Below are 16,919 nucleotides of genomic sequence, written 5' to 3'. Positions count from 1 at the left end.
GCCCTTGAAGCCCTTAGCTTGGAGACGTGAATTAGAACGCCCTCGCTCGTCGGCTCCCCCTCCCACACATTCGGGCAGCTCACTCGAAGAGGCATCTAAAGGGCGCGCACGGCACCCTCAATCCCTGCGTCAAAGCCACAGAAACGAAGCCCAGAATAGCGTGATCGCGCCATTTTCAACCCGACCCATAACTGTTGCAGAATCACAAAGGGAGGGTTGGCTATGGAAGCGGGATACTTCGTCTATCCGGTGTTATTCATCGCCTATCTGCTGATTTCAGCGGCAGTCGTAGCGTTTCTATCAAGAGTAATTGGGCGGGACGACCCAGACGAATAGCCAACCAACATATTGGGGTTAGTGGTTCTTTTGGGGAGGACCAAATGTCGAAACGTTATCTTGTGTTTGCAGGAGATGCGGCCCAACCTTCTGGTGGCTGGGACGATTTCCTAGCAGATCTAAGCAATCTGCGCGAGGCCGTGGAGTTTGCTCGCGCGAATACCGCGGATGATCTGGCACCCAATTGGGCACACGTTGTCGATCAGGAAACAATGAAGATTGTTGCAGCTTTTCGAAATGGCACCGAGGTAACCGCCTACTGACCGAATGGTCGCATTAGAAGGGCATTGTGAGCAAAGGACGCTGACAGTCGTCACGCTTGTCCACCGCAGTACCATTCTTGTGATGGGCCAATGCGCGAATGCCCTCCCACAGGCACCGGATATCGACCCAAGCATTTGCTCTTCTGAGATTGATGCGAGATACCGTTTCATAAATACTCCGCCACCAAATGGGGGATTCAGATGGCGGCCATTCCGGGTTACTGTACGCATTGCGGCCACATATTCGAAGGTCTAGGCGGAATACATATCGAAAACAGCTTGGGCGTCACTCTCTCCGGCAATCGAATGACCTGCCCGAAATGCGGCAAGCTTGCTCGATTGGTCGATGGGACGTTCAATGCGAGGGTAGGCAAGCTTGAACTGGTAGCTGGGCCACCAATCACAAGCGCAGTTCTCGAACAGCTCTATGGTATCGTCAAGCGCACGAAGCAAGGCACGCTAACGCCTCAGCAGGCCGTCACCGAAGCAACAGAGATCAATCCGGCAATGGGCAAACTCATGGCCGAATACCTCTCGGTCGGCCTGACAACATTGACCGCACTATTGTCACTGGTCGCACTGTACTACGCACACGTTCAGACTGATCTTCAGCGACAGAACAACGACCTGGCACGCGAGAGCCTAGAACTCCAGAAACTGGACAGCCAAGCATCCGGGGACTTCTACAAGGACGCACTTGATGTGCTGGAACAGCAACGCGTTCTGTTGGAGCAGCAAACTGTTGAGCACTTGCACATCCCTGATCATCTCGATCTGGATGCTGATGAGGAAAGCCATCGTGAGGCACCACACACACAGCAAGCCCAAGAAAAACCTGCGCCACAAACAACCCCATCCAAACGTCGAGCAAAGGTCAACAAGGCGCGCCGCGAAGCACTTAAAGAGCGACGCCGTATGTTCCAGCGCTGCAAGCCTCGAGACGTGAATTAGAACGCACTTTCCCGTCAGAGCGCTTCCCCTTTCACACATTGATGCAGATCGAGAAAGCGTCTAGGTGGAAGGCACATCGCCCCTCAATCTCTCGAAGGCTACACATGAAGATCACTTCGCTCATCGCCGCGTCTCTCATTTCGACAAGCGCAATGGCATCTGAAATGTGCGACCGAGATAACTGCAAACCAATTGCTCCGTTCCAACCGACCGAAGAGCAAATGAACTTTGCGAGTAGGATTTTCGATGTAGGCGAAACCGGCTTTGATTTCGAAATGTACGGGAATGGACAAAAGACGATCCTCGTGGAGGGCGTTCCATTCGCGCAATACTGGCAACTTGAGGATGACAAGAAATACGTCTTTCACCCCATGGTGTTCGGACGCTACGTGTTCAACTCCGCTGACGACGAGGATTTCCAACAGAACTGGAAAGAGATTGTCGGCAAGGTAGGCGTCGAACTGCCCAATGGGGGTACTGCATTCTACTATCCGAACCATTACCCTCTGAACCGAATGCGCGGGCCTGACCTCGTCTACAGCGCAATCAGCCAGAGCGAAGTACTCGCGGGTTTCCTGCGCCTTCACCAAGAGCTGCAGTCGGACGAAACTGCCGAAATGCTAGGCAAGGTTCGAGATGCCCTCTTTTTCCCACATGACCAAGGTGGGGTTGATCTGGGCGTAGCCCAGTTGGAGCTTCCGCTCTTTCGCTCCAACCCGGAGATCATCCTGAATGGATGGCTCCATTCACTGCTCCATCTCAATGATTACGCAATCTTGATGAACGATGCGCAGGTCGCCAGCTATGTCGAACAGAACCTGGAGTTCTTCGCGGACAATCACGATGCTTGGTACGATCAGGAGCGCTTCATAACGCGCTATTCAGACACGTCCCCACACCGTCTCGTAGTAACACCGGAAGAAGCAGGGCAGGAATTCACAGCGGTCTACAAACCCAAAGACGCCAGGCTGAAAAGCTACGAAATCGAGCCTGTTCTCGATCTCGAGAACCGTTATTCCGGCTTTGACGTAAGGGTCAATGCAGTCAACGCTGACAATGGCAAGATTACCATGTCGCTGACATGCAGTTCGCTTTTCGACACTTACCTGACTTCAGACGCTGCGTTCTCTGTGATGATCCGTGACGGAGGCTATTCACCATCCCGAGCATCCCCCGATGCATCAGGAGAGTGGCAAACCATTGTGTCCGGCGAGATTGACGGGCGTGAAGTTGCCCAAATCTCACTGGACGACAAGGAGCTGATTTGCGGATACCCAACCAACTTCTCAAAAGCGAACGGGAAGAACTTCTACCACATGCAGCATATCGTTGCTCTTCGCTATCTCGCCGAGACATCTGCGTACCAGAACGATGAACTGAATGGCCGGATATCGGAGATCGCAATGACATGGCTTGCCAACAATGAAAAGTTCCAGGGAGAAGGCCTTGAGTTTGAAGAGCCGCAAAAGGTTCTAGACTCAATCAACCGAGGCAAGGCGCTCACCCAAGTCACAGAGATCGTGGACTTGCTTAACTGATAAGTGATGCGATTGGACCGCGCGTACGCTTTACGCTCAGGTGACCGTAATCCTGTTCCACATCAACATCGGTCATCGCCAAAGCACTCGCGGCCCATGCAATCAGATTCACGTAATAGAGGCCAGATGCCGGGGCAACAATCGAGCCCGCATGAACATGCGTATCATGGTGCATGTTTGGAGTGATATTGCGCCCGTTTGCTTCTGTGATTTCATAACCGGTGCCCGCAACGGTGGTCGCAGGACCAGAGACCAAAATCAACTGTGACCAAACGCCGATATTGGCACCTGCCCCACCTTCATTAGACGAAAATTCGGCTTCCGCCGTCACCTCCAAAAGGTCGCCCGTTTCCACGACGACAGGCAGGCTGTAGACGACTTGACGCAGACTGTTGGCGGTAGCCTCGCCAACAAAGAGTGTAGTGATCAGCTCTGCGGTATCGCCAGTCCGCCCGAACGCCACCGAATGACCATGCGAGGGAAATTTGCCATCGAACCAGACCGTGCCCTCGCCGGTCGTCACCATACTCAGTTTGTCAGGCGTTGTGGCGGTATCCACACTGGTCGCTTCATAGATCTGCAATTCGGCGATGCCGACATTGTTTGATCCATCGCCTGTGACCGTGACCCAAACATGATCCCACTCAGTATCAATGTTCGCACCAGAGACGGGAATATAGCGCGGGGGGCCACCCGTTTGGTCTGTGAAGCTGGCCGAGCCAAGCAGCGTGCCATCAGTTGTCGAGCCGGGAGCCGCGCCAGTCGTTGCATACAAATCAAGCGTCACAGTTGCGTTCGCAGACTGAAGAAATCCTTCATCACTGGATGGATAAACGAGGACATTAAAGACCCGCGTAGGGGCGCTAAGAGTTCTGCCAACATAGCGCGAGATGGTGCTAGGCCCGCGCGCGGTGTTAGCCATCACTTCGTTCAAAACGTCGTCAAACGCGGCAGAAAGGCCGCCACCAGCGGTCATGTTACCGATGGCGCTTCCATCGGCACGTAGATTAGAACCCTGCATGTACGTGGTGTACGTTGTTCCTGTCGGCTCAGCCCCCGACTTCTTGTAGAGCGCCCCGTCACCATCAGCCACAGAACTGGCGCCGGCTGTAGAAACCCAGTCAGGCGCGATATCGAAGCTACTCGCAGAAGCTTCCGCTTTGGTATCGAAATCCTCGATACTAAGCGCGTCTCTCGCGGCTTCCTTTGTCTCCGCTTCAAGCACAGCAAGTCCGGCGGTTCCCGGATTGACCCCATTCAGGTCACCAGCATTGCCCGTACGGGAGAACACAACAGACAGCAGCGCAGCATTGGTCAACGCCGCTGCCCCCGAATGCCCCGACACTGCAATCTTCACATAGCCGGCGGCGTCCGTTGTTCCGGTCACATCATAGGTGACCTGCGCCCCGCTCGACGGCTCGGTGAGGATCAGATAGCCCTTATGCGTGCTTGTGCTGTTCGTCAGCCCTGCAAGGAACGATGCGACAGAATCGCCGCCAGCAGAGACCTTGGAGACGAACAGCTCAGTTGCCGCCGAGAGGTCGGCCGCATTGGCTCGCAGCTTGCCGGCGCCGGGATCTTCGTCTGCGGTTCCGGCTTCGAAGCTCCACGACAGCCCGGAACCAGACACCCCCTGCGGACCACGGATATCGACAGCTTCAGCAATGTTCGCAGTGAGGCCAGCCGCGCCGATATACCCGATCAGGGCCGGTTTCTCGCCGTCACCGCCGATCCAGTCAAAGACCTCCAGCAACCGCCGCGCGCCATCGTTAACGACGCGGAAGAGCGGAGACCAGCCCTTGTCGCCCTGGAACGGAACGGGAGGCGACCAGTCGCCACTTGCAGTACTCTCCTTGATGAAGGCGACTGTGGAACTGGATCCGGCACCATCGCCATCGATGCTGAGATAGACAAAGCCTTCGGCTTCACCGTCATAGGTCGATCGGTCAGCATAGAGTCCGACGGCATCAACCGAATTGAACGAGCCCGCCTTGAACAGGCGCTCAACCTCGGTCGCCCAAACCTGCACTTCGCCATTGATGACCTTGCGCGGATTGCCTGCGGCGTCCACGGGATTAAAGATGTCATAGCCACGCTTGGTCCAGACGTTCATGGGAGTCTCCGATTTTTGGATAGGCTTCGCCGTCCGAGGCGCGCAGGCCGCGGTGGCTGGGTCAGGGATCAGGAATTACGGGTTGGTGTTCGGATCCTGCGGGATCACATAGGTGAAGGTCGCAACCGGGCTCGGGGTGCCGTTCGAGGTGTAGACCGTGGCCGTGATCGTCACGTTGATCGCTGCCGGCCCGTTCGAAATTGTCCCATCGGCGGTGTAACCAAGCCCCGGTCGGGTATCGCCGTCATAGCCGGGTGTGATCTCGGCATGACTGGAAGCGAGCACAAAACGCACGGCATTCATCGCCGTCGAATACGCCACCACCTCGAAGGTGTAATCACCCACGCCGTTGTTCGTGACCTGCACATCGAGATAAGGCTCGGCCGGCACAGAATTGTCGATCTGCATGTCCGGCACGTTCACGACATCCGAGAAGTAGGACGCCTCGCCGTCTCCGTTGAACCAGCGGACACGGAATTCGGCTTCCTTGCCAATGGTGTTCGCAGCCGCGTAGGCGAACTGGCCGTTGGCGCTGTATTCGGTCATGCCCTGCCAGGTATCGGGAAGCCCGCCTGTATAGGTCCTGTAATTCGCCTCTGCGGTGCTGCCGCCCGCAACACTGGAGAAGCGCATGCGGGTCTCATACGCACCGCCCGGATACTGCACCACAGCCGTGGACGCCACGCTGGGCGTGTCCAGATCGCTTTCATATTGCAGGTTCGGAAGCTGCTCCGGTGCTGCGGCTTCCATCGTGGCCGGGTTCCAAGGGCTGTCAATCAGCTCCTGCGGCCAGACCGTGAACGGAATATCCACCTGCCCGCGTTCATCATCAACGCGAGGCGGGGCGATCTTGCAGACCGGGGTCTCCTCGATGTCGGAGAGCGTGATGTTGGCGTAGTCCCTGCCCCACAGTGCAAGCCCCGCCATGTTGGTCTGCACAACACCGGTGTCGCCGCGCGCCTGCAGGAAGAGACGGCGCGCAATGCGCTGCGCCTGGCTGGCCGACGGGCAGAACGGAAGTTCGATATCGTGAATCTTCTCGCCATACCGATCGATCTCATCCTGCACGCGCGCCCACGCTATGCCGGTCATGTCGATCTCGCCCATCTCATACCCACGCTCGGGCGAGTAGTAGGAGATGCGGCAGATGTTCGGGCGCTCGGCAGCTTCTGGGCCTGACCGCCACGAATAGCTGGTGATGTGATCGTCGGTCAGCGTCATGTCGGCGGTGGGGGCGTCATCGATGAGCCCGATACGCACCAGCCCCGCATCGCTCAGCGTCACCTCACACCCGAGGCTTTCCAGCACCTGCTTCATGGTGTCCCCGCGCTTGGCCTCAGAAAGCCAAACGCCAGAGCATTGCGAACGCGGTTCCGTTCCGGTCAGCGTGGGAACCATCGTGTCGGCCTTGTCAGCTTCAGCCCCGATGAAATCCCAGTCGAAGCTGTCGACCGTCATATCAGGATAGGAAAGCATGATGCGGGCAGCGCAGAGCGGCCCGTTCATCGACCACACCCATGTGGCATCGTTGTATTTGTCCGCCCCTGCCTCTCGCGGGTCATAGACGACATTCCACCGGGCGGTAACTGCGCTTTCCGGTTCACCCTGATTGTAGAGTTGCCCGAACTTTTCGGTGTAGATGCCGGGGGAGACGTATTTGACCAGAGACTGCGCGATGCCACGAACGCGGTGCGCAGAAGACCACGTGGTCGGGAAAGCACTGACCAGTTCAGGCCACGCCGTTTCGGCCCCGGTCCCCGTCTTCGTCTTGAACGTCACCCAGGAGTCGCCAGACTTAGCAAACGGCGGAGACGACACATAGCCCGTGTCGCTATCCACCACAACTTCACGACCGCCAAGGAGGTATTCCTCGATGGCGACCATCGGCCCCTTGGCATGGCAGGTCAGGCGATACCTGTCCCGGTTCCTCGTGTTGCCGAAGGTCCGGACACCGCCGAGGCGGCAGCGGCCAATGGCGTTGATCTCCGATCCTTCAGGCGAGTTTTCAAACGTGTTCTTGTATTGGCCCGGATCAATCTTCTGGCTCTTGGACAGGGCCGACGAAACCAGAAGCGAAGCGCCGATACCGATGGCGTAGAGACCGATCTGCGCGGCCGTCACCAGCGCACCGAACGAGAAGGCAGCGCCAAGCGGGCCGGCGAACAGAAAGAAGCCGATGCTGATCGGGTCCGCGAAGGCGTGCGCCGTCATCGCCAGATAGGATCCACCGGCGCTGAGAAGGAATTTCCAGAGCTTCATGGTGTCTCGTAGACCCTCAGAAACTGGCGCACCGGCCCGAAGGGGTGCCAGCTGCCATTGTCCTTGCGAATGATGAGGATGCGGCCGGCGCCGATAATGCCGCCGATCTGGCCGTGAAGGCGCGTCTCGATAATGCCCACATCGCCGATTTCCGGCTCGCCGATGCGCTCCATGCCGCCCACCTGCGCGGCGATGTCATCCCATACCGCCAGGAGCCCGCCCATGCGCTCGATGATTGCGTGCGCTTCATCTCTCGAAGCGTATCGCGGCAGATCGATTTTTCTGCCCGTTTCTTCCGACCACCACAGTGCAGGAGCGGCAGAACAGTCACTTTCGCCCCAGACCACCGGAGCGCCCTCAAAGCGCGTCAGGAAAGCCCGCAGGCGGTTTGCGCGGCTCATGGTCAGTTCCATTTCTCGGCCACCTTCACGCCGACGAACTGGAGCCCCTTGTCGCCGGGATAGCGCCGGCGCTGGTCGGCATCGTTCCATTTCCCGCCAAAGGGAAAGTTCTGCGCCTCCCAGAAGGACTCGACCGTCAGCCCCACATAGCGGGTGCCCACGCCCTGCCGGTGCAGCGTCGGCGCAGACATCTTGCCGGGGAACATGCTCTTGAAGAGCTTGATCTGCCCCGTCTCCGGATCGAACGCCCCGAAGCGCAGCGTGGCCGATCTGCCTTCGATGGCCCGCGCATCCCGCTTCACGCTCTTGAAGAACTCGACATTGACGCCGCTCAGGATGATGTCGACCTTGGCCGCCTGCCCGAAGCGCGGATCCTCGACGGCGGAAATACCGGCCAGCAGGCCGCCGACAGGATCAGTCACCCCCACATAGGTCTGCCCCTCGACCTCGACCTCACCCACACCATTGTGCAGGTAACGAATACCGGTCGGGAGATCGAACTCGCCGAACCAGGCGCGCGTGACATGAGGACCGGACAGCCAGTCCATATCCGCTTGCGTGAACTCTGCCATTAATCAATCCGCGAAATATCTGCGCACGTCGTAATCGAGCACTTCGACGAGCGTCATGGAGAGGTTGATGCCGAATGCGGCATCACGGGCGGCCGTCGCTGCTTCCTCGCCTTCCAGACGCATCGCGATCACGGGGCGAAGGGTGGCAAAGTCATCAGGCGAGATGTCTTTCCGCAGCGGCGGCCAGACGCGATACTGACCGGGCGCAAGAACTTCGGTGACCATGTATTTCCCGAGATGGAACGGGAAGAACCCGAACATGTCGCCAATGTCGAGGCCGTGGCCCCAGAACGCGCTATCGAGGGAGACAACCGTGCCGCCCTTCGACATCGCAGCCGATACCGCCACCACGGGCGGGGTCGAGCCCCAGTTATGGCCATTGCTCCATGGCTGCCCGTTCGACCACGGCTGCCCGTCACGCCATTCTTGCGCCGATGCGGAAACGCCCATTTCCGAGCGCGTCAGCCCATCCCAGTCGCAAAACGGCACGGCAACCGCATTGGCCCCGCCATGCAGGGCCGTGACGAGGCCACGGTAACGCCGGAACAACCGCCCCCGCAGATTGCCTGGGAAGCCAAAACGCCAACGCCAAAGCCCGAACGGGCTCGCCGTGGTCTGGAGAAACCCGCTGATGGATTGCGTCTGCGATGCACCGATCGTGCGCGGGCCGGAAAGCGGCTCACGCATGTTCGTGCGCAAACCGTTCGGCCATGAAAGCAGTCTAACCATTAGGGCCTCGTTCCACGAACGTCACGGGTGCTGATGCGGTTGTCGATCTGCTTGGGCAGGCTGCGCTGCATTTCCTTCAGCTGCTCATTCACACGGGCAAGCGCCGGCGCATTTGCGTCCCGCGCATCGATTGTGATCGGCATGCTGATGGAAGTAACGTTAGATGAAGTTGCCCGGGGGCTGATGGATTGTCCATTCGGGATGACAACTTCGCCCTTTTGCAAGATTGCGGGGACCTCCCCGGGGCGCAGTCCTGCAATGCCGCCCTGGTGATAACGCTTAGCCCCAGTAAAAACAGACGGTGAAACGGTTCGTCCATGGCCGTAGCCATCCCGCCCGGCAACGCCGCCGCTATGGAGGATGCCCGGAATGATCGCACCGCCAAGCAAGCCACCGCCGCCAATTGCTCCACCTAGGAGCCCGGATAAAAGGTTGTTCAGCGCCATATCCAGCAGCTTGTCGGCTACCTTCTGAAGCGCATTTGCCAACGCCTCTGATGCGCTCACACCATTGCGGAGGTCATCGATAAAGCCGCCAAGCACGTCTTTACCGAGTTCCTGCAGTTCTTCGGCCGCTTGCTGGGCATTCTTTTGTTCCTCAGCCAGTCGCTTGGCAGCTGCAGAAGCAGACGCATATTTCACTGAGGTTTCTTCAATAGCCGCCTGCAACTCAGGGGTGATCGATACTTTGGCGTTCTCAGCAGCAGTCAGTAACTGAGCTTCGATGCGGGCCTTTTCCGCTGCATATCCGTAATCACTGACCAGAGGATTGAGTTCAGCTTGCGCCTCTGTTTCAGCGCGCAGCGCATTTGCCCTAGCCTGGATTTGCTGGGTGAGACGTTCATAGGAATTCTCCCGCCTTCCAGCACCCCCACGGCGACCTCGCGCGGCCCTTGCAGCAGCACGCTGCTGGTCATCCAATATCTCCTGCACAGTGAAATCATTGGGTCGCGCCGTTGGCGTAGGTGCGTTCTGAGGGAGTTCCGAATATCCGAAACGCGCGGGATTGATATTCGGGTCAATACCGGAGACGGCCAACCTTGCTGTGTCGGCGGCATCTGCGAGTTGGTTGATGTTCGAGATCGCCGCAGAGAGGTCGGGGGCGAAGCCAGAGATGAGCTCCAGCGCCCCTCTCAAGTCCTCAACACTGATCTCACCTTCTTCGAACTTACTGACGAGGTCTTCTATCTCCCCGCGTGCTTTGCTGCTGTCAATCTCGTCTACAGCCGAGCGAAGGCGTCGGAACGCTTCCTCGGCAGCATTGATGTGCGGCGTTGAAGCATCGATCTCACCGATTGCCGCGCCATAGTCACGAGCCTGCGTAGCGGCATCGAGCATGGCCTTGGCGATGCCTTCCAAGACATCGTAGGGATCGTTTGCGATGAACTGCTTCAGCTGCAGAATGATGGCGTCGAGATCGGGCTCAGCGGCATCTGCGGCGCTCTGTATTTCTTCCAACGCCTTAGCCTGCTGCAAAGCGGTCTGTTCGAATTCCGTCCCCCTTGCATAGACAAGAACGTATTCCTGAAGCTGTCGAATGTTGTCGCGCAGGGCTGTGATCGAAGCATTGTAGCGGTCAACCAAGGCGGACCGTTCTTGACCGACCTCGAACTGAACTTCCTCGGCAGGTCGGGCACCCGCATCCTTGCGGTATCTCTGGGCCGCCTCACCCGCACGCTCATACCCCTCGATGAGGTCATCGATCCGCTTCCGCTGTGCCTCAAGGAACTCGTTGACGCCCTCCGCAGAGTCTTTTGCGCTGGTGAAATACGAGATTGCCGTACTCCCCAAGAGGACAAACGCGGTGGTTGCCAGCCCCAGAGGCGAGAACAAGCTTGCGATCGTTCCACGCAGCGCGCCCATCACCCCATTCATGGAGCCGCCGTACATCGTCACCTGCGGCAACTGCTGCGCCAGAAGCATAAAAGGCGACTGGCCGGCGGCGAGCATCGTCCCGATATCCTGGAACTGGAACGCGAGGTTGCGCATCTGCATCTGCGCCATACGCCCCTCAGTGCCTATGCGATGAAGGCCATCAGCACCCTGCCCAAGCTGCTTACCGAACTTATCGAAGGCCGGATGAACTCCGATCAGAGACGTAGCCTTTCCGGCTCGCTCTGCTGCTGCAGAAATCTGCGCGATCTTCGCTTCGAACTGCTTCGCAGAGTTGGAGATCTTCGCGTCGTAGGCTTCCGTCTTCGCCTCAAGTATGGTTACGACTTTGTCAGCGGTAATAGCCATCGGAGGGAGCCTTATGGAGAACTGGTTGAAAGCGCTGATTTCAGCGGCGTGCGTCGTTGTGATCGCGGGCGGTGGATATGCCCTGTGGGGCGGGTTCAGCGCGAATAGACAAGTTCAGCAGGCCGCCGAGCGCGCAGATCAAGCCAGGGAAGAGATTTTCGCACTGGCGAAGGCCGAGCCTCATCAAGTCGATCAAGTTCGCTTCTTCTGTGAAAGTGTCGCCAACGGGGTGCAGGATGACCGCCGCAAGAGAATAGCGCGCAACTGCCGGGAGCTTGGCTATCTATGACCTTCCCAAAGTACCGGTGATGAAAAGGGCGACCTAAGCCCCTCCCCATCTCGACTCCCGGTTGCGCTCCTGATTTGATGCGGGTGCGACCAAAGGGAGGGGAACATGGGCGAAGAACCACAGAATATTCGAGAGTTTAAGGAGATGGTCGGGACGATTCTCGGCCGCCTGTACGATGTTCACCCCTCGGAACTGCCAAACGATGCGGATGCGTTCATTCAAGAAGACCGTCTCACCGACGAGATTGTTGATCTTTTTGATGGCACCTCCAACTATCTGGTTAGAGGCGGATTCTTGCATCAGGATGAGCAGTTCTATCTCCAGCTAACGCCCGCCTCCTGGGATGTCATGCAGAAGCCAAACCCATTGCGCCCCGATGAGGCAATAGGGAAGACGCTCGCGACATGGACAAAGCAAGCCGCGTCAGATGTCGGGAAGGCCACCGTCGCCCAAGCCGCCAGTGCTGCCCTCACTATGCTCTACACCGCTTTGAAGGCAGGAGGTGGAGGCTGATCGACTTCGCCGCCCCGCTGCGCGGACTGTTTTGTAATGGAGGTGAACGAGTACGCCTTTACCTTCAGAGATCACCAGTCCCAAATACTTCCCATTGCACCAGGCTCCTATCCCCTCACCCGGTGGGAGAGCATGAAATTCGACTTCTGCAAAATCATCTTTCGTCATCAATCCAACCTCACATCCGGCAGGTTCATCGCCCGCACAGCATCTTTGAGCGCGTCGAAGTCTACATCGCTCATTGTCTCGCCGTCGCCGGTCTTCTTGCTGCGCTTTTCCATCGCCCGGATCATCGAGACGATCTCATAAAGGGACATCGTTTCAATCGCTCGCGGATCTACCCCGCATTCCAGAAACGATGCCCGATAGCCGGCGAAATCTATTCGGTCGGCCGAGTCTCCCCGGCCACTGCTTCCCCCGACGGGATATCCTCGAACCCATGCATTGCGGCACCCAGAACTGCGCGGGCAACGCTCTCCGGGTTATTGGGGCCTGCCGCCAGCGGGACATTGGGCTTTTCCCTCCCGATATAGGTGTCGGTGAGACGCTTGGCCTCGACCGCCCCCATACCTCCGCCAATAAGGCCGAGGCGCACGGTCTGATAGATGTCTGCCCAGAACCAGGTGCCGAGCATGACGCGCTGGAAGATCACGCCGAAACCGACCTTACCGCACACCTGCTCAAGTTCCTCGATCTGGGCGCCCTTGAGGGCGAAGGCATATTCGCCGTCGCCCCATTCGAGCACCACCTCTGCCTTGAGATTGCCCATCAGACGGCATCCACCCAAGTCGGAGCGCCATTGAGCGTGATGCCGATGTTGAGCTGCCAGCGCTGCCCGCGCTCGCCCGTCTCTTCATAGGTGGAGAGAATGCCCGGAGCCTCCCAATGCCCGCCGCCCTCAGCAGCGGTTCCAGCCGTCATCCAGCGCACGTTCTTCTCGCCACCGTCCATCAGCCAAGCGCGCCAGACCTGAATGGCATCCCGGTCGATCACGCCAGAGCCGCCGACGGTCATCTGCTTGGATACCTCATCCGATTCCAGCCATGCCGGCAGATCGGGATCGAGACAGTCCGGCACGTTGGTGCTGTTGGTCTCGATATTGACCGTTAGGTTGAGGGAGGTGAAGCCACAGGGTGCGGCGAACACTTCAGTCGGTGTCGCTCCATCGCCCAGCATGAGAAGCTGGCCGGCGAAACGAATAGTCTTGGCCTGTGCCATGATCTGTCCTTTCCATGTGAAAACGCGCCGGACCACGGGGCCAGCGTTCACGGTGGTTGATGTTGAGGGATTACTGTTCGACGGTGATCAGGAACTCAGCAAAGGCATGCCATTGCGCGGCCTCGTCGCTATCCCTGACACATTGTGTTCCGATCCATTCGCATTCCACGATGCCCATGTTGGCCGGCTGGAAGGCAGCCATGGCCTCGACAATGGCCGCAGCAATATCCAGCGCCCTGTCTTCTCCGGCGTAGGTGCTTGTGGTCTCCGCGAAAGCGTGGAGCGTGACACGGGTGGAGCTGCCCGACCAGCAGGTAGCTTCCCATGCGGTGCTGATGGGGCTCCCGTAGCGAATGAAAGGCCACTGCGGGGTGGCAGGCGGTGTCATGGCGTAGATGCGCGCGGCGGGCACAAGGGCCGTCACACCGGCATCAGCGGCCAGATGATCGACAATCGCCGCTTTGAGGGGGCGGGAAAGGTCAGTCGCCAAAGCTCACCTGCCCGTCTTTCCCGACACGAGCGCCTTCCGGCTTCTCGATGACTTCGATCACACCCGCCGCCAGACCTGCGTCAATGCATGCCTGCGGGCGGTAGCCGATGGTGCCATGAGGGAACGAGATCATGGTGCGCGGCGTAGGCCTCCAATCGAAGCGCGGCCCGGTAACGCGAAACCACCTTGCCTTGTGCGGCGCGGGTGCAGCCTTGGGTTTACGTGCCATCCGTTACCTCCTTCGTCGCGTGGATGATCCAATGGCTCTGAGCCGGATCAGACCGCACGCTTTTGACCTTCCAGCGCTGCCCGCGCGCCACGATCACATCGTCGGTGTTTGGCTCGCGACCGGTGATGCCCGCCTGAAGGATGATCAGCTTGCTATCCTCGGCGGTATAGCCGGGTGACTGTCGCATGGCCTCATCACAGCGATCTGTTTGCACCGAGATGGCGACAGGGGCGTCCTCTACCGGCAGGCCGACCCCAGACTGCCAGACCATGTTGACGCGGATAAGCTCGCCTGTGCCGAAGATCGGGGTGAAGGCCGCGCCCATGATGTTCTTGATGGCGTCTGTGTCGAGCAGGCTCATGACAGCGGCCCATCGCGATAACCGCCAGTGCCAAGGGGCCAGTCTTTTGCGTACCCGCTATGGCACCCGCCGACGCCGCCCATGGCGATCCGTGGCCCGCCCTTGGCCATACTCAGAAGCTGGGCGAAGAACGCGCCGCACTTGGTCTGGAAGAGCCAGTCCATGTGAGACATGGCGCCCGCCGTCTTCTGGAAGCGAGTGAGCGTCAGTTCGCCGGATTTCACGCTTTGGTATTGCGCGGAGCCGGAAGCCTGTCCCTGGCTCTCTGCGTCCGAACCAAGGCCATCCAGTGTCATCAGATGGCAGACAATTGCCGACTGCGCCGCCTCACAGAGCCGATCCGGCCACGAGCCATCCACCCACAGCCCGCCGAGAGCGATGTAGCCGTCAATGATTGCGTCATCGACCGCCGCGAACTGCGGCTTCATCTCTTTGAAGCGCGCCGGCGTGATCGGAGTGCATGCCATGGCTCAAGCCTCTAGCGCTGCATCAATACGCTTCTGCAGTTCCTCCGCACCCCATCCGTGATAGGCGCGCTTGCCGACGACCTCCTGATAGTCTGCCCGCAGCTTGGCCAAATCATCGTCGCCCGCCCCCGCGCCACCTACGGGCTGGGCAGTAGCAGCCGTGGCCGCCTTGCCTTCCGTGATCTCGAAATAGCCGAGCGCGCGATACAACGGCAAATGCAGCGGGTGAATATCAACGTCGATCTCGCCGCGCGCAGGAAGACGGACCTTCTTGCCCTTGGCGTTCAGCACGTCATGCGGGCTGTTGGTGAGGTTCTTGATGCGCTGCATGTGTCGCTCCATCCATGAAAAAGGCCCCGGCGCGATTGCCGAGGCCCGTTGTTGTTCTGCCGATTAGGCCGCCGGCGGAGCCGGAGACACACCATCTACGTAGCGGATCGTGTCGCGGATCTGGACGAGCTGACCAACGCGACCGATGCCAGGAATTGCCCACTGGAGCGGTCCATCCTGATGCACATCGAGGAAGCGATAGGTCATCGGCATCGGGAGCTCCAGCGCATCCGGGCTGTTGCGATAGCCGACCGCACGACCCTGCCCCGCCAGATTGGGCGTGTCCAGCGTTGCCGCGCCTGCAAGGAACGGCTGCTCACGCACCACGACCGGCTGGCCCGTGCGGCTGGTGTAGATGTTGTTCGCCTCGAAGTACTGGAGGATCGTCTTGTCGGGCGACGTGACACCATAGGGCGTGGTGGCGATGTACTGGTAGGCCAGCGGCGGCAGCAGGATCGTGTTGCCGATCAGGCTGGTCATGATACCGGTTGCCGAGGCAGGCCCCATCAGCAGGCGGTTCAGTTCCGCAACGATCTGCTCTGCGGTTTTCTGACCGACGCCATTGGCATCAACCCAATTGCGGGCCGAGCCGGTGCCATTGTCGGGCGAGGCAGTCGGGGTGACGCCGGTCATGTTGGTGAGGCCGGACCAACCCGGATGACCGCCACCATAGAGCGCAGTTTCAGCGCAGAAGATGTCCGCTGCCTGTCGGGCAGCGATGGCCTTGCGGGCGGTGAGCGGATAGCCAGCGAACTGAGCCTTGCCGACTTCCTCGACGTTATAGCGGTAGCCGACCGCGTACATGGCGAAGTCGATGCCGACGGAGATCAGGCGAACGTCAGCCAGAGGCACGTCCTTGGAGTAGCCAGACTGCCACTGTGCGGCGCCGGTCATGTCCCCGATCTGGAAATCAACGCCGGACGCCCACTCGGGATAGTCGGTGTTGATCGGCACAAGCTCGCGCCAGTTGATCAGGTCGTATTCCTGCTCAAAGGCCCGATTGGAAAGCACATGGGTCTGCTGGCGGAGGAAGGCCAGCCCCTGTGCATCAGTGATCTGCATGTTCATCGCAGAATGTCTCCTTTCAGGGACTGGTTAGGTCGCAGCCGTGACGGCGGTGCCGCCCGGAACAATGCGGAGGCGGAGCGGGACAGCCTGATCGGCAGCGCCACCCTGGTCGAACTCGCAGTTCGGGAGCGGCAGATAGCCGGTGGCCGACGCGCCATAGAACTTGTTGTCCGCCGGATTGAAGAATGCCTTCTGGCCCTTGGTGACATCGCCACCAGCCAGAACGAAGATCACGCCTTCATCCGCCACGCCGATCACATCGTTGTCGGCATAGACGGTCTGGTCATCGCGATTGCCGGTCGTGATGTTTTCGCGGGTGATGCCTGCGAACACTTCGCCAGTTGCGAGGGCCTTGACGGTCGCCGTGCCCTCACCGGACTGGCCGGCAATGGAAACGGGATGGCCGAAGCCGATGGCCTTGGTTGCGGTATCGGAAGCGAACGCGGTGAAGGCGTTCCACTCTTCCATATTCTGGAACTGGCCCGGCAGGCCGGCCACGGGCTTGGTCTTGGGAGCGGGCATAAGAGCCATGGTGTGGTTCTCCTTTCTTGC

The 16,919-nt window shown here is 59.2% G+C and carries 21 protein-coding genes; 5 read left to right on the top strand and 16 right to left on the bottom strand.

Going from position 1 to position 16,919, the window contains the following annotated elements; genetic code table 11:
- The first annotated feature begins 380 nt into the window (after window positions 1–380).
- The 3 genes from ACRTG1_RS21995 (at window position 381) to ACRTG1_RS21985 (ending at window position 3,088) form a co-directional block, all read left to right on the top strand.
- Window positions 381–599 carry a hypothetical protein gene (locus ACRTG1_RS21995; RefSeq protein ID WP_432517220.1) on the top strand — a complete coding sequence of 73 codons (219 nt, stop codon included), beginning with the start codon at window positions 381–383 and terminating at the stop codon, window positions 597–599.
- A gap of 201 nt (window positions 600–800) precedes the next feature.
- Window positions 801–1,550, top strand: coding sequence for a hypothetical protein (locus tag ACRTG1_RS21990; protein ID WP_432517218.1), 750 nt, complete (start codon window positions 801–803; stop codon window positions 1,548–1,550).
- Window positions 1,551–1,654: 104 nt separating this feature from the next.
- Window positions 1,655–3,088 (top strand): hypothetical protein, encoded by a 1,434-nt coding sequence (locus ACRTG1_RS21985; protein WP_432517217.1) that lies wholly within the window; start codon window positions 1,655–1,657, stop codon window positions 3,086–3,088.
- On the opposite strand, the gene ACRTG1_RS21980 is transcribed toward ACRTG1_RS21985, so the two are convergent.
- The 6 genes from ACRTG1_RS21980 to ACRTG1_RS21955 all read right to left on the bottom strand — a co-directional run bounded on the left by ACRTG1_RS21980 (window position 3,081) and on the right by ACRTG1_RS21955 (window position 11,402).
- Window positions 3,081–5,201, bottom strand: coding sequence for a hypothetical protein (locus ACRTG1_RS21980; RefSeq protein ID WP_432517215.1), 2,121 nt, complete (start codon window positions 5,199–5,201; stop codon window positions 3,081–3,083). The genes ACRTG1_RS21985 and ACRTG1_RS21980 overlap by 8 nt on opposite strands.
- A 75-nt stretch (window positions 5,202–5,276) precedes the next feature.
- Window positions 5,277–7,460, bottom strand: coding sequence for a phage tail protein (locus ACRTG1_RS21975; protein WP_432517213.1), 2,184 nt, complete (start codon window positions 7,458–7,460; stop codon window positions 5,277–5,279).
- The gene (locus ACRTG1_RS21970; protein ID WP_432517212.1) at window positions 7,457–7,861 is read right to left on the bottom strand and encodes a DUF6950 family protein; all 405 of its coding nucleotides are present in this window, start codon (window positions 7,859–7,861) and stop codon (window positions 7,457–7,459) included. Before ACRTG1_RS21970 ends, ACRTG1_RS21975 begins: the two co-directional genes overlap by 4 nt.
- A gap of 2 nt (window positions 7,862–7,863) precedes the next feature.
- Window positions 7,864–8,433 (bottom strand): transcriptional regulator, encoded by a 570-nt coding sequence (locus ACRTG1_RS21965; protein ID WP_432517211.1) that lies wholly within the window; start codon window positions 8,431–8,433, stop codon window positions 7,864–7,866.
- Window positions 8,434–8,436: 3 nt separating this feature from the next.
- Entirely contained in the window at window positions 8,437–9,162 is a 726-nt protein-coding gene (locus ACRTG1_RS21960; RefSeq protein WP_432517209.1) for a hypothetical protein, read from the bottom strand.
- Entirely contained in the window at window positions 9,162–11,402 is a 2,241-nt protein-coding gene (locus tag ACRTG1_RS21955) for a phage tail length tape measure family protein (protein WP_432517208.1), read from the bottom strand. Before ACRTG1_RS21955 ends, ACRTG1_RS21960 begins: the two co-directional genes overlap by 1 nt.
- 13 nt (window positions 11,403–11,415) lie before the next feature.
- Between ACRTG1_RS21955 and ACRTG1_RS21950 the strand changes: the two genes are divergently transcribed.
- Window positions 11,416–11,691, top strand: a complete 276-nt coding sequence (locus ACRTG1_RS21950) for a hypothetical protein (protein ID WP_206554472.1) — start codon at window positions 11,416–11,418, stop codon at window positions 11,689–11,691.
- Window positions 11,692–11,796: 105 nt separating this feature from the next.
- Window positions 11,797–12,204: a hypothetical protein gene (locus ACRTG1_RS21945; protein WP_432517207.1), complete on the top strand. Its 408-nt coding sequence runs from the start codon at window positions 11,797–11,799 to the stop codon at window positions 12,202–12,204.
- Between the two features lie 167 nt (window positions 12,205–12,371).
- On the opposite strand, the gene ACRTG1_RS21940 is transcribed toward ACRTG1_RS21945, so the two are convergent.
- The 10 genes from ACRTG1_RS21940 to ACRTG1_RS21895 form a co-directional block, all read right to left on the bottom strand.
- Complete coding sequence (locus ACRTG1_RS21940) at window positions 12,372–12,521, bottom strand: hypothetical protein (protein WP_432517206.1); 150 nt, start codon at window positions 12,519–12,521, stop codon at window positions 12,372–12,374.
- A gap of 62 nt (window positions 12,522–12,583) precedes the next feature.
- Window positions 12,584–12,973: a gene transfer agent family protein gene (locus tag ACRTG1_RS21935; protein ID WP_432517204.1), complete on the bottom strand. Its 390-nt coding sequence runs from the start codon at window positions 12,971–12,973 to the stop codon at window positions 12,584–12,586.
- Entirely contained in the window at window positions 12,973–13,422 is a 450-nt protein-coding gene (locus ACRTG1_RS21930) for a phage tail tube protein (RefSeq protein ID WP_432517203.1), read from the bottom strand. The genes ACRTG1_RS21935 and ACRTG1_RS21930 overlap by 1 nt, the downstream gene beginning before the upstream one ends.
- A gap of 70 nt (window positions 13,423–13,492) precedes the next feature.
- Window positions 13,493–13,912 carry a DUF3168 domain-containing protein gene (locus ACRTG1_RS21925; protein WP_432517201.1) on the bottom strand — a complete coding sequence of 140 codons (420 nt, stop codon included), beginning with the start codon at window positions 13,910–13,912 and terminating at the stop codon, window positions 13,493–13,495.
- Window positions 13,902–14,141 carry a hypothetical protein gene (locus tag ACRTG1_RS21920; RefSeq protein WP_206554467.1) on the bottom strand — a complete coding sequence of 80 codons (240 nt, stop codon included), beginning with the start codon at window positions 14,139–14,141 and terminating at the stop codon, window positions 13,902–13,904. The genes ACRTG1_RS21925 and ACRTG1_RS21920 overlap by 11 nt, the downstream gene beginning before the upstream one ends.
- On the bottom strand, window positions 14,131–14,502 hold the full coding sequence (locus tag ACRTG1_RS21915; RefSeq protein ID WP_432517199.1) for a hypothetical protein: 372 nt from the start codon (window positions 14,500–14,502) through the stop codon (window positions 14,131–14,133). Before ACRTG1_RS21915 ends, ACRTG1_RS21920 begins: the two co-directional genes overlap by 11 nt.
- Entirely contained in the window at window positions 14,499–14,969 is a 471-nt protein-coding gene (locus ACRTG1_RS21910; RefSeq protein WP_432517198.1) for a DUF4054 domain-containing protein, read from the bottom strand. Before ACRTG1_RS21910 ends, ACRTG1_RS21915 begins: the two co-directional genes overlap by 4 nt.
- Before the next feature lie 3 nt (window positions 14,970–14,972).
- A complete protein-coding gene (locus tag ACRTG1_RS21905; protein WP_432517197.1) occupies window positions 14,973–15,299 on the bottom strand; it encodes a hypothetical protein in 327 nt (108 codons plus the stop codon).
- Window positions 15,300–15,362: 63 nt separating this feature from the next.
- A complete protein-coding gene (locus ACRTG1_RS21900) occupies window positions 15,363–16,367 on the bottom strand; it encodes a major capsid family protein (protein WP_432517195.1) in 1,005 nt (334 codons plus the stop codon).
- A 27-nt stretch (window positions 16,368–16,394) separates the two neighbouring features.
- On the bottom strand, window positions 16,395–16,898 hold the full coding sequence (locus ACRTG1_RS21895) for a structural cement protein Gp24 (RefSeq protein WP_432517193.1): 504 nt from the start codon (window positions 16,896–16,898) through the stop codon (window positions 16,395–16,397).
- Between the last annotated feature and the right edge of the window lie 21 nt (window positions 16,899–16,919).

This window comes from Nitratireductor sp. PBL-C9 (genome assembly GCF_050877045.1).
Taxonomy (GTDB): Bacteria; Pseudomonadota; Alphaproteobacteria; order Rhizobiales; family Rhizobiaceae; genus Nitratireductor; species Nitratireductor aquimarinus.
The sequence above is the reverse complement of the archived record's forward strand: the minus strand, read 5'-3'. Positions and strand labels throughout refer to the sequence as shown.